Raw genomic sequence first — 12,565 nt, 5'->3', positions numbered from 1 at the left:
GGTTTGCAACAGGATGCTGCAACATTTGTTGCACCGCAATAATGCTGTTGCTGCGGGATAGAGCGCAGCAAGCGCGATGCGCTGGCGCGGCCCAAAAGGGGTCGTTTGCCTTTTCCCCACCACCCGGACAAATAGGCCATGCATCCGCGAGACCAAACCATCTTTGCGCTGTCGTCTGGCCGTACTCCGAGCGCGATCGCCGTGGTGCGCGTCTCGGGTCCGCAAGCCGGTCTGGTGCTGGCGACGCTGGCGGGCAAGTTGGCCGCGCCGCGCCAAGCCAGCCGGCGGCTGCTTCGTGATGGGGCGGGCCAGCCGATCGACGACGCGGTCGTGCTCTGGTTTCCGGGCCCGGGCAGCGCGACCGGCGAGGACATCGCCGAATTTCATGTCCATGGCGGTCGCGCGGTGCTGGCGGCGCTCCTCGCAGCGATTTCTGATATTCCTAATACGCGCGCGGCTGAGCCCGGCGAGTTCACGCGGCGCGCGTTCGAAAACGGCAAGCTCGATCTCACCGAAGCAGAGGGCCTCGACGATCTCATCCACGCCGATACCGATCGCCAGCGCCGCCAGGCGCTGCGCCAGCTGCAGGGTCTGCTCGGCGACCGCGCGCGCGACTGGCGCGAGCGGATCATCGAGGCGTCCGCGCTGATCGAGGCCGGCATCGATTTTTCCGATGAGGGCGACGTGCCGGCGGAGCTCATGGCGCCGGCGATGAAGGCGATCAAGGCGCTCCACGATGAAATCGCAAAAGTGCTTGCGGCACAGGGACAAGCTGAACGCCTGCGCGACGGCCTCGTGGTTGCGATCGCCGGCGAGCCAAATGTCGGCAAGTCGACGCTGATGAATCAACTGGCGCGCCGCGAGGTCGCGATCGTCTCGCCGCACGCCGGCACCACGCGCGATGTGATCGAAGTGCAGCTCGATCTCGATGGCTACCCGGTCACGGTGATCGACACCGCCGGCATCCGCGAGACCGACGATCCGGTCGAGCAGGAGGGGGTGCGCCGCGCGCGGGCGCGGGCCGTGGACGCCGATCTCGTGTTGTGGCTGGTGGAGGGCGAGCAGGCCGTCGATCTGACTTCAATGCGAGCGCTCGCGGCATCCGGCGGCGGCGGCTCGGTCTGGATCCTCCGCAACAAGATCGACCTCAGTGGGGTCGGCGGCGCCGCGCGGCAGGGCGAGTTCGGGATCTCGGCAAGCCGCGGCGACGGCATTCGCGAGCTGGTTGAGGCGCTGGTGAAATCCGCAGCCGAGTTCTTCGGGACCGGTGAGGGTGCTTTGGTGACGCGGGCACGGCAGCGCGATCTGCTGCGCCAGGCGTCGGACAGCTTGCGCCGGAGTCTGGAGCTTGTAGAGGAGGGCGAAGAACTGGCCGCCGAAGAGCTGCGTGCCGCCGCGTTTGCCTTGGGTCGGCTCCTGGGCCGGGTGGACGTCGAAGACGTCCTGGGAGCCATTTTCCAGAAATTCTGTGTCGGAAAGTAGCGCTAGTTCTTCATTGTAGAACTATCATTTATTCCATTCCTTGCTGTTTCACGTGACACACTGTCTCCGAGTTCCGACTGAAATGGTGGTCGGCAATCATCCTAGCAGATTGGGACTCTCGTCCTGCGAGCTGCCTGAGTCGTGATCGGCGCCTCAAGCCCGTCATTGCGAGGAGCTCTTGCGACGAAGCAATCCAGACTGCCTCCGCAAGGGAAGTCTGGATTGCTTCGCTTCGCTCGCAATGACGGGTGTGGGCGCAATCTCTCCTCCGTCGATACTTCCTGTGCGGAGGGAACCTGTGTCCCGCCACCGTTCCTTTCCGTATCGCTGAGCCCATCTTGTTTCACGTGAAACAGCAGCCCTTTCAAAGCCGTCCTACTGTGCATGGGGTTGTTTTCGCGAATTCGGTTGACTGGATCCAGCTCCGTTTCACGTGAAACAACTGCCTCACCCAGTTTCCACTTCCGGCTTTTCCGCCACTGAGCTAGAAGTCCGCCCATGCGAGCAGAGCGAGAGAACTTCGACGTCGTCGTGATTGGCGGCGGTCACGCCGGCTGTGAGGCCGCGGCTGCCGCTGCCCGGATGGGCGCGGCGACCGCTCTGGTGACGCACCGTTTCTCCACCGTCGGGGCTATGTCCTGCAATCCCGCGATCGGAGGGCTGGGCAAGGGCCATCTGGTTCGTGAAGTGGACGCGCTCGACGGTCTCATGGGCCGGGTCGGCGATGCCGGCGGCATCCAGTTTCGCGTCCTCAACCGCCGTAAGGGCCCCGCCGTCCGCGGTCCCCGGGCTCAGGCCGATCGGAAGCTCTATGCGGCGGCGATGCAGGCCGCGATCCAGGAGACCGAGGGTCTTTCGGTCATCGAAGGCGAGGCCGACGAGCTGGTCGTGGTCGAGGGGCGCGTCACCGGACTTCGTCTGGCAGATGGTCGGGAGCTTCGGGCAGGGGCCGTTGTCGTCACCACTGGCACCTTCCTGCGCGGGCTGATCCATCTCGGAGAGAAGAACTGGCCCGCCGGCCGGGTCGGCGAGGCGCCCGCGATGGGGCTTTCCAGGTCCTTTGAGCGTGCCGGATTCACTCTCGGACGGCTCAAGACCGGCACTCCGCCACGTCTGGACGGCACCACGATCGACTGGTCCGCAGTCGAGATGCAGCCGGGAGATGAGCCTCCAGAGCCGTTCTCGGTGATGACCGAGCGGATCACGACGCGGCAGATCCAGTGCGGGATCACCCGGACCACCTCCGCGACCCACGAGGTGATCCGCGCCAATGTCCATCGCTCTCCGATGTATTCCGGCCAGATCAAGAGCTCTGGCCCGCGCTATTGCCCGTCGATCGAGGACAAGATCGTCCGCTTCGGCGACCGCGACGGCCATCAGATCTTCCTGGAGCCGGAGGGTCTCGACGACAGCACGGTCTATCCCAACGGCATCTCCACTTCGTTGCCGGAGGAGGTCCAGCGCGCGATCCTCGCCAGCATTCCGGGCCTTGAGCGGGTGAAAATGGTCCGTCCAGGCTACGCCATCGAATACGATCACATCGATCCCCGCGAGCTCGATCCGACCCTCCAGACCAAGCGTTTGCGCGGCCTGTTCCTCGCCGGGCAGATCAACGGCACCACCGGATATGAGGAAGCCGCCGGGCAGGGTATCGTGGCCGGGTTGAACGCAGCGCTCTCCGCGAGCGGGGCCGCCCTGACGGTGTTCGACCGTGCCGACGGTTATCTCGGCGTGATGATCGACGATCTCGTCACCCGCGGCATCAGCGAGCCCTATCGGATGTTCACCTCCCGGGCTGAGTACCGTCTGACGCTCCGGGCCGACAATGCGGACCAGCGTCTGACCGAGAAGGGCATCGCCCTGGGGTGCGTCGGCCGCTCCCGGACGCTGCACCATCGCGACAAGATGGACGCCTTGAATGGTGCCCGGACACTCTCAAGGTCGCTGACGATCACACCAAACGAGGCGATCAAGCACGGACTGGCCCTGAACCGCGATGGCCAGCGCCGGTCTGCCTTCGAGCTGATGGCGTATCCGGATATCGGCTGGAGCCAGGTCCGCACAATCTGGCCGGAGCTGTCTGCCATCGACCCCGTGATCGCGACCCATCTCGAGATCGACGCCAAGTACGATGTCTATCTCGAGCGCCAGAGCGCCGACGTCGAGGCCTTCCGGCGCGATGAGGGAATGGTGCTCTCCGGGGTCGACTACAGCCTCGTCCCGGGTCTTTCCAACGAGGTGCGAGCCAAGCTGGAGAAGGCCCGCCCGTTCACGGTTGGCCAGGCCGGCCGAATCGACGGTATGACGCCGGCAGCGCTCGGCATTCTCGCGGCCTACCTGAGGCGCGAGGCACGGAAGACCTCCAAGGCAATCGCATAGGCGTTTCACGTGAAACAGCGCGGACCGGGCGGGGACAGACCGCTATCGCGACGACCCGGCGCGGGTGAGGGCGCGGGTCATCGATCGGTCGCGGCACAGGCCCGACCGAAGATCGACAAGGCAAGTGTCAATGATCACTCGCTGGACGCCGCGATCGCCGCTGACAAGATCTCAGCTCTGAAGCTCGCGGCCGTTTCACGTGAAACCGAGGACCGGCTTGATCGCTACCTCGCGCTGCTCCGCGAGTGGCAGGCCAAGACCAACTTGGTCGCGCCCTCGACCCTGCCAAACCTCTGGACCCGGCACATCGCCGACTCGCTTCAGCTCGCGGACCTCGCGCCATCGGCAAAACGATGGGCCGACCTTGGCAGCGGCGGCGGCTTCCCTGGCATCGTTCTGGCCTGCGTCATGGCCGGGACACCCGATGCCCGCGTCCATCTCGTCGAGCGAATCGGCAAGAAGGCCGCCTTCCTGCGCGAGGCAATTCGCGTCACCGCATCGCCAGGGGTCGTACATCTCGCTGAGATCGGGGATAATGTGGATAGAATCACCGGCCCCGTCGATTGCGTCACCGCGCGTGCATTGGCTCCGCTACATCAACTCATCGGCTTTGCGGAGCCGCTGATGCGCCAAGGCGCAAAAGCGTTATTTCCAAAGGGTCAAGATGTAGAGGCTGAATTGACCGAAGCCGCTAAATATTGGAATATTGAGCCTCAGCTCCATCGCAGCCGCACGGGTGACGGCTGGATCGTGGAACTGACGTCCGTCGACCGGCGCGGGTGAGGCCTTCAGGGGTTGAGTGGGGATTTGGGATGACCGTGATTGACGAACCGCAGGGAGAACAGCCCGCCCAAGAACAGTCCGCGGAGGTCCCGCATGGCCATCCGCGCATCCTGGCGCTGGCGAATCAGAAGGGCGGTGTGGGAAAAACAACCACAGCGATTAATCTCGGCACGGCGCTCGCGGCAATCGGCGAGCGCGTCCTGATTGTCGATCTCGACCCGCAGGGCAACGCCTCGACCGGCCTCGGCATCGATCGCCGCAACCGCTCCTGCTCGACCTATGACGTCCTGATTGGTGAAGCTCCGCTGCGTGAAGCGGTGGTTTCGACGGCAGTGCCGCGGCTGCACATCGCGCCCTCCACCATGGACCTCTCCGGCCTCGAGCTCGAGCTCGGCACCACGCCCGGCCGCGCCTTCAAGCTGCGCGATGCCATCGGCGCGCTCAACAACAACGTCTCGCCTGACGCCGACTACACCTATGTGCTGATCGACTGCCCGCCCTCGCTCAACCTGCTCACGGTGAACGCGATGGCGGCGTCCGATGCGATCCTGGTGCCGCTGCAATGCGAGTTCTTCGCGCTCGAAGGTCTGTCGCAATTGCTTCAGACGGTGGAGCAGGTGCGCTCGACGCTCAATCCGAACCTGTCGATCCACGGCATCGTGCTGACCATGTTCGACTCGCGCAACAACCTCTCGAACCAGGTCGTTGCCGACGTGCGTCAGTTCATGGGCGAGAAGGTCTACAAGACCATGATCCCGCGCAACGTGCGCATCTCCGAGGCGCCGTCCTACGGCAAGCCGGTGCTGGTCTACGATCTCAAATGCGTCGGCAGCGAAGCCTATCTGCGGCTCGCCACCGAAGTGATCCAGCGCGAGCGCGAGCTGCGTACGACGCATTGATCCGATACCGGTGCGTAGGGTGGGTTAGCCGAAGGCGTAACCCACCACATCTGCCACCTCGAACGAAGCAATGGTGGGTTACGCGGCGCTAACCCACCCTACGATGTACAATTCGAAATTCAGTTCTGGAGTGCGCTCAAGTGAATCCAAGGGAGCTGGCGATGGCCGATGAAGCGCGTTCGCGACTGGGCCGGGGTCTTGCGAGTCTGATCGGTGATGTCGGCGGCGAGGCTCAGCACGTCGATCGTCCGCGTGCGCAACGCAAGGTGCCGATCGAATTCATCAAGGCCAATCCGCGCAACCCGCGCCGCACGTTTTCGGACACTGAGCTCAAGGAGCTCTCCGAGTCCATCAAGCAGCACGGCGTCATTCAGCCGATCGTCGTGCGTCCGGTGAAGGGCGCGCAGGACCGCTACGAGATCATCGCCGGCGAACGGCGCTGGCGCGCCTCGCAGATGGCTGGGCTGCATGAAGTGCCGATCGTGCCGGTCGACATCAGCGACAGCGATGCGCTGGAGTTCGCGATCGTCGAGAACGTGCAGCGCGAAGATCTCAACCCGATGGAAGAGGCGCTGGGCTATCACGCGCTCGCCAACGAGTTTAAACGCAGCCAGGACGACATCGCAAAGGTCGTCGGCAAGAGCCGCAGCCACATCGCCAACATGATGCGGCTGACCAAACTGCCGGCGGAGGTACAGGCCCTGATCACGAGCGGCGACCTGACCGCCGGTCACGCCCGCGCGCTGATCGGCGTGCCCGATCCGCTCGCAGCCGCCAGGCGCATCGTCGCCGAGGGCCTTAACGTCCGCCAGGCCGAGGCGCTGGCGCATGAAGAGGGCGTGCCGGAGCGCAAGCCGCAGAAGGCGCGCTCTAGCGGGGGGAAGGACAAGGACCCGGATACGATCGATCTCGAGAAGCGCGTCAGCGATGCGCTTGGCCTCAAGGTCACCGTCAATCACCGCGACCCCGGCGGCTCGGTGCAGATCAACTACCGCAACCTCGATCAGCTCGACGAGGTCATGAAGCGGCTCGCCAAGGGCGGGCTGTAATTCTCGGTGTCGTCCTGGCGAAAGCCAGGACCCATACCGCGTGATCCGTCGATTGCGGGGACTGCTAATCCCGAACGACCAGTCTCTGCCAAATTTCTCCCTGGGGTAATGGGTCCTGGCTTTCGCCAGGACGACATTGGGTGGCGGGTTGCCTTCACATCGTCATTGCGAGCGTAGCGAAGCAATCCAGAATTTATCCGCGGAGGCAGTCTGGATTGCTTCGTCGCAAGTGCTCCTCGCAATGACGTGCGGAGAGAGTTGAGCGTCGCAATGACGAGGAGAGAGCGGAGGCTAGCCCCGCCGCTTCGCATTCGCGGCGATCGCCATCAGCGTGCGCTGGGCGATGGCGGCGGCGAGGGTGGATTGCTTGCGGGTGTCGAGCGCGGCGGTCGCGAGCTGCTCGATGATCCCAGCGAGCCGGGCCGGGCTGAAATTGCGCAGCGCGGTCTCGACCGCGGGCTTTCGCGAAAAATGCAGGCGCGGAAAACCGCCGTCGAGCACGGCGGAGGCCGGCGTGCCGTCGGCAATCGCGAGCGCCGATTTGTGCAGCCACGCCGCCTGGCGCTGCGCCGCGGAGATGATCACGCCGGGATAAGTGCCGGCGATCATGGCTTTTGCAAATTCTGTCTCGACGATATCGGGCCGGCCGGCGAAGGCGCCGTCGACGATCGGATCGAGCTTCAACTCGGACGCGTCGGCGACCACGGACATCACGTCGTCCAGCGTGATCTCACCCTTGCCATGCGCATAGAGAGTGAGCTTGCGCAGCTCGTTGCGCGAGGCTTGGCGGTCGCCGCCGAGGAACGACATCAGCGCCGCGCGGGCATCCTGCGCGATGCGCAAATTCGCGATGCGGAGCTCGTCGTCCATCAGCTTGGCGAGGTCGCGCTCGGTGTCGGGATAGCAGCCGATCGCAACCGCCGTCTTGGCGCGTTCGCACGCCTTGCGCAGCGGGGATTCCGGGCGCAGCTCGCCGGCCTCGATCACGATGCGGCAATCCTTCACGCTCATCTCGGCCAGGGTGTCTACGCCGCTGGCAAAGCTGCGCGAGCCGGCGCGGATGCGGATGGCGCGGCGGCCGCCGAACAGCGGCACGGTCATGGCTTCGTCGACGAGCCGCGACGGCTCGGCGGAGAGCTCGTCGCCGTCGAGTTTGACAAGTGAGAAGGGATCGTTGGGGTCGTCGACGGCTGAGGCAATCAATGCATCGGCGCGCTCGCGTACCAGACCGGCATCGGGGCCGTAGAGCAGGATGATCGGACGGCCCGCATCGGGACGTGCGAGGAAGGCGTCGATCTCTTTTCCGCGCAGCGCGACCATCGGCCCTAACTGTCATTCCGGGGCGCGCGTAGCGCGAACCCGGAATCTCGATCAGCAATCTCTGGATTCCGGGCTCGCCCTGCGGACGCCCCGGAACAGTGCGAATGAACTATGTGCCCGCGGTGAAGAACGAGGCGAGCCGGGTCGAGATGTTTTCGGCGATCTCGTTGGCGGCACGATCCTCGGCATCGCGATAGGCCCGGTTGCGGGCGAAGCGCTGATAGGAGCCGGGCATGTCATAGGACACGCGCGAGAACGTGGTGCCGGTCATCACCGACTTGCCGCTGACGACCTCGATCAGATTGTACTGGCAGTCGATGCCGTAGTTTTCGCTGGTCGGCAGGCCGGTATTGGCGTCGACGATCAGGGACGAACGGGTGGAGGTGAAGCGGATGTCCAGGCGGTGGGTCGGCGGCATGCCCGTTGCCGTACCGTAGAGCTTGAAGGCCAGGGCATTGCGGACCTCGACACCAACGCGAGCGTCGCGGGAGGCATTGGCCTTGTCGATGGGCGGGAGTTCGACCCCCATCAGCTTCTCGCGCAGGCCGGGGGTGCCGTCGTTACGCTCGGCATACATCGGCTGGAAGCAGCCGGCCGTCAGCGCCGCCAGGGCGGCGACCGCCAGCAAGCGGGCTGCGATGCGGATCCTAGCCGACAACATTCACGATCCTCTTGGGGACGATGATCACCTTGCGGACGGGCTTGCCGTCCAGGGCCAGCTTTACCGCATCGAGGGCCAAAACGGCAGCCTCGATTTCCGGATTCTGGGCCACTGTTGCAACTGTGACCTCACCCCGTTTCTTGCCATTGACCTGAACCACCAAGGTCACGCTGTCTTCAACCAGCAAATCGCGTTCGATTTGCGGCCAATTGGCCTCCGAAACCAGCCCGCTCTGGCCCAAAGCCTGCCAGCACTCCTCGGCCAGATGCGGCATCATCGGGGAGAACAGCTGGACCAGGATCTGGCCGGCCTCCCGGATCGCCCAAGCCAAATCTGGAGCTGGCTGGCCGGGCCGCTGGAGCACCTCGGAGAGGGCATTGGCGAATTCGCGGATATGGGCGAGGCAGACGTTGAAGTGCAGCCGTTCGATGCCGGTGGTGACCTTGTCCAGAGCGCCATGGGCGGCCTTGCGCAAGGCGGTCGCATCTGCCCCGAACGTGGCCGGCCGGGCCGCCGGCGCGGCCTTGCCGAGTTCCACGGAGTCGTTCACCAGCCGCCATAGCCGTTGCACGAAACGCGAGGCGCCCTGGACGCGCTCGTCGCTCCAGATCACGTCGCGGTCGGGCGGAGAGTCCGACAGCATGAACCAGCGGGCGACGTCGGCACCGTAGGTCTCGATGATGTCATCAGGATCGACCGTGTTCTTCTTCGACTTCGACATCTTCTCGATCGGGCCGATCTGGATGTCCTCGCCAGTCGCGAGCAGCGAGGCGCGGCGCCCGTTGCCGCCAACCTCGACCTTCACCTCGGCCGGCTGCACGTAGGTGCCGTCGGCCTTCTGATAGGTCTCGTGCACTACCATGCCCTGCGTGAACATGCCGGCGAACGGCTCGTCCAGCGCAATGTGTCCGGTCGCCTTCATCGCGCGGGTGAAGAAGCGGCTGTAGAGCAGATGCAGAATCGCGTGCTCGACGCCGCCGATATATTGGTCGACCGGCAGCATCCGGTTGGCGACCGCAGGCGTCGTCGGTGCGGCTTCGTTCCAGGGATCGGTGAAGCGCGCAAAGTACCAGGACGAATCCACGAAGGTGTCCATGGTGTCGGTTTCGCGGCTAGCGCTGCCGCCGCATTTCGGGCAGCTGACGTGCTTCCAGGTCGGGTGATGATCGAGCGCGTTGCCCGGCCTGTCGAAGGTCGCATCGTCAGGCAGCTTCACCGGCAAATCGGCATCCGGCACCGGCACCACATCGCATTTCGGGCAATGGATGACGGGGATCGGGCAGCCCCAATAGCGCTGGCGCGAAATGCCCCAGTCGCGCAGGCGGAAATTCACCTGCCGCTCGCCGACCGGCGCGTTGCCGCGCAGCTCGTTTTCCAGGCGTTTTGCGACCTCTTCCTTTGCTGCATCGATGGTCATGCCATCGAGGAAGCGTGAATTGATCATGCGGCCGTCACCATCATAGGCGGTGTCGGTAATGACGAAACTCTTCGGATCCTGCCCTTCAGGGCAGACCACCGGCGTGTTGCCGAGATTGTATTTGTTGACGAAGTCGAGGTCGCGCTGGTCATGCGCCGGACAGCCGAAGATCGCGCCGGTGCCGTATTCCATCAGCACGAAATTGGCGACATAGACCGGCAGCTTCCAGGAGTGATCGAACGGGTGGACCGCGCGGATGCCGGTGTCGAAACCCTGCTTCTCGGCGGTGTCGATGATCTCCTGCGCGGTGCCGATCTTCTTGATGTCGGCAATGAACTTCGCAAGCTCAGGGTTCTTCGCGGCTGCAGCCTGCGCCAGCGGATGATCCGACGAGATCGCCATGAACTTTGCACCGAACAGCGTGTCGGGGCGCGTCGTGAAAATCTTCAGCTCGCTCTCGCCGGCGGGCGTCGTTGCCTGATCCAGCGCGAAGCGGATCAGCAGGCCCTCGGAGCGACCGATCCAGTTGCGCTGCATCAGCCGCACCTTGTCGGGCCAGCGGTCGAGTCCATCCAGCGCGGACAGCAGTTCCTGCGAGTACTTCGTGATCTTGAAGACCCACTGGCTCATTTCCCGTTGTTCGACGACGGCGCCGGAACGCCAGCCGCGGCCGTCGATCACCTGCTCGTTGGCGAGCACGGTCATGTCGACCGGATCCCAGTTGAGCTTGCGCTTCTCACGCTCGGCGAGGCCGGCGGCGAGCATGTCCAAAAACATCTTCTGCTGATGCTTGTAGTAGCTGGGGTCGCAGGTCGCGAATTCGCGCGACCAGTCCAGCGACAGCCCGATCGAGCGGAGCTGCTTCTTCATCGCGGCGATGTTGTCGTAGGTCCAGGCCTTCGGGGCGACCTTGCGCTCGATGGCGGCGTTCTCGGCGGGCAGGCCGAACGCGTCCCAGCCCATCGGGTGCAGCACGTTGAACCCCTTGGCGCGCATGAAGCGGGCCAGCACGTCGCCGAGCGTGTAGTTGCGGACATGGCCGATATGGATGCGCCCGGAGGGGTAGGGGAACATCTCGAGGACGTAGTATTTCGGCCGCGCATCGTCGTTTCGGGAGACGAAGATCGCCTGTTCGTCCCAGAGGCGTTGCCAGCGCGGTTCGGCGTCGCGGGCGTTATAGCGTTCGGAGGTCATGGAATCGTTGGTTTTTCGTGGTTTCGGCCGGCTAAAGACGGCGGACTAGGCCATAGAAGTCCTTAAGGGGTCAATGGGTTGCCGCTGGTGGCGGCACTCCGCAATGCTGCTCCGCAAAAGTACGGAGGGCCCTATTCGGATCGGATTAAGGGGTCGGTGCGAGGTTGGCCGCCGACAGCACCCGCGCCAAGCAATGGATTCCAGCTTCGACGATACCGATTACGACTATGCCGCGTCCGTCGCCCGACGGGCGATGCGGAGCATGGCCGAGCAGCGGATTGCGCCGACCCCGGCCAATTTTGCCGTCTGGTTCCAATATTGCGCAGGGGGCAACGACGATCTGCGCAATGCGATCGATCTCCTGATCGACCACAACCGTCCGTTCGACAGCAGAACCAATCAGGATCTGTTCGAGACCTACATCGCGCCTCAGGTCGGTGCCGTCGTCGTCCGCACCTCCGAGCGGCTGCATGCCCTCATGGGTGCGGCGAAGGAGTTTCTGACGACGGCCATCGCCGACAACCATTCGCAGATGCAGGCGATCAGCGAGGTCGCCGACCAAAGCAAGGCCGGTGTCGACCCGAAGGCGCTGGTCGCCCAGCTCATGAACGAGCTGGCGCGGGCCGCCACACGGACGACGCGGCTCGAGGCCGGCTTTGCGGAAAAGACCCGCGAGCTCGACGTGATCCGCGACTCGCTGTCCAAATCCGAGGAGCGCGCCCGGACCGATACGCTGACGAGTCTCGCAAACCGGCGGGCGCTCGACGAATTCCTGCGCAAGGCGCAGGCGACCGCAGAATGGGGCGAGCCGCTCAGCGTGCTCTTGCTCGACATCGATCACTTCAAGTCGTTCAACGACAATTTCGGCCACGGCGTCGGCGACCAGGTGCTGCGCCTGATGGCCAAGGTGCTGCGCGAAAAGGTTCGCGAGCAGGATCTGCCGGCCCGCTATGGCGGGGAGGAGCTGATCGCGGTGCTGCCGGATGCCGACATCTCCGTCGCTGCCGAGATCGCCGAGCGCATCAGGCGCGCAATCGCCGACGCTAGGATCACCCGCCGCTCGACCGGCGAGACGCTGCCCAATATCAGCGTTTCGATCGGCGTGGCGCAGTACCGGACCGGCGAAGCGATCACCGATCTCATCGAGCGCTGCGACCGCGCGCTCTATCTCGCCAAGGGCGGCGGCCGCAATCGCGTGGTGACGGAGGTCGAGCTCGAACGCGCGGGAGCCGCCGGCTAGCGAATTTCCCCGCGGCCCATCCTTCGAGACGCCCGCTTTGGCGGGCTCTCAGGATGAGGACGGAGTAAGCGGCAGTCGTTTCAACGGGCTCGATGCCGCTTAGCCTCATCCTTGTAGGGGACCGCTGGAAGCGGGCGTCTC

At 64.6% G+C, this 12,565-nt stretch carries 9 protein-coding genes; 6 read left to right on the top strand and 3 right to left on the bottom strand.

Features of this window, described 5'->3' with window-relative positions; all coding sequences use genetic code 11:
* Positions 1 to 138 precede the first annotated feature (138 nt).
* From mnmE to NLM27_RS33740, 5 genes are all read left to right on the top strand, one after another.
* Positions 139 to 1,482, top strand: coding sequence for a tRNA uridine-5-carboxymethylaminomethyl(34) synthesis GTPase MnmE (mnmE, locus tag NLM27_RS33760; protein ID WP_254147385.1), 1,344 nt, complete (start codon positions 139 to 141; stop codon positions 1,480 to 1,482).
* A gap of 498 nt (positions 1,483 to 1,980) precedes the next feature.
* A complete protein-coding gene (gene mnmG / locus NLM27_RS33755) occupies positions 1,981 to 3,861 on the top strand; it encodes a tRNA uridine-5-carboxymethylaminomethyl(34) synthesis enzyme MnmG (protein ID WP_254147384.1) in 1,881 nt (626 codons plus the stop codon).
* Between the two features lie 9 nt (positions 3,862 to 3,870).
* Positions 3,871 to 4,644, top strand: a complete 774-nt coding sequence (gene rsmG, locus NLM27_RS33750) for a 16S rRNA (guanine(527)-N(7))-methyltransferase RsmG (RefSeq protein ID WP_375142292.1) — start codon at positions 3,871 to 3,873, stop codon at positions 4,642 to 4,644.
* A 29-nt stretch (positions 4,645 to 4,673) separates the two neighbouring features.
* Positions 4,674 to 5,543 carry a ParA family protein gene (locus NLM27_RS33745; protein ID WP_254147383.1) on the top strand — a complete coding sequence of 290 codons (870 nt, stop codon included), beginning with the start codon at positions 4,674 to 4,676 and terminating at the stop codon, positions 5,541 to 5,543.
* Positions 5,544 to 5,704: 161 nt separating this feature from the next.
* Positions 5,705 to 6,592, top strand: a complete 888-nt coding sequence (locus tag NLM27_RS33740; RefSeq protein ID WP_254147382.1) for a ParB/RepB/Spo0J family partition protein — start codon at positions 5,705 to 5,707, stop codon at positions 6,590 to 6,592.
* Positions 6,593 to 6,883: 291 nt separating this feature from the next.
* Here NLM27_RS33740 and holA read toward each other — a convergent pair whose 3' ends face one another.
* From holA to leuS, 3 genes are all read right to left on the bottom strand, one after another.
* A complete protein-coding gene (gene holA, locus NLM27_RS33735; RefSeq protein WP_254147381.1) occupies positions 6,884 to 7,912 on the bottom strand; it encodes a DNA polymerase III subunit delta in 1,029 nt (342 codons plus the stop codon).
* A 109-nt stretch (positions 7,913 to 8,021) separates the two neighbouring features.
* Positions 8,022 to 8,573 (bottom strand): LPS assembly lipoprotein LptE, encoded by a 552-nt coding sequence (gene lptE / locus NLM27_RS33730; protein WP_254147380.1) that lies wholly within the window; start codon positions 8,571 to 8,573, stop codon positions 8,022 to 8,024.
* The gene (gene leuS, locus NLM27_RS33725; protein ID WP_254147379.1) at positions 8,560 to 11,184 is read right to left on the bottom strand and encodes a leucine--tRNA ligase; all 2,625 of its coding nucleotides are present in this window, start codon (positions 11,182 to 11,184) and stop codon (positions 8,560 to 8,562) included. The genes lptE and leuS overlap by 14 nt, the downstream gene beginning before the upstream one ends.
* 193 nt (positions 11,185 to 11,377) lie before the next feature.
* Between leuS and NLM27_RS33720 the strand changes: the two genes are divergently transcribed.
* Entirely contained in the window at positions 11,378 to 12,424 is a 1,047-nt protein-coding gene (locus NLM27_RS33720; protein WP_254147378.1) for a GGDEF domain-containing protein, read from the top strand.
* Positions 12,425 to 12,565: the final 141 nt, after the last annotated feature.

Source organism: Bradyrhizobium sp. CCGB12, assembly GCF_024199845.1.
Lineage (GTDB): Bacteria > Pseudomonadota > Alphaproteobacteria > Rhizobiales > Xanthobacteraceae > Bradyrhizobium.
The sequence above is the reverse complement of the archived record's forward strand: the minus strand, read 5'-3'. Positions and strand labels throughout refer to the sequence as shown.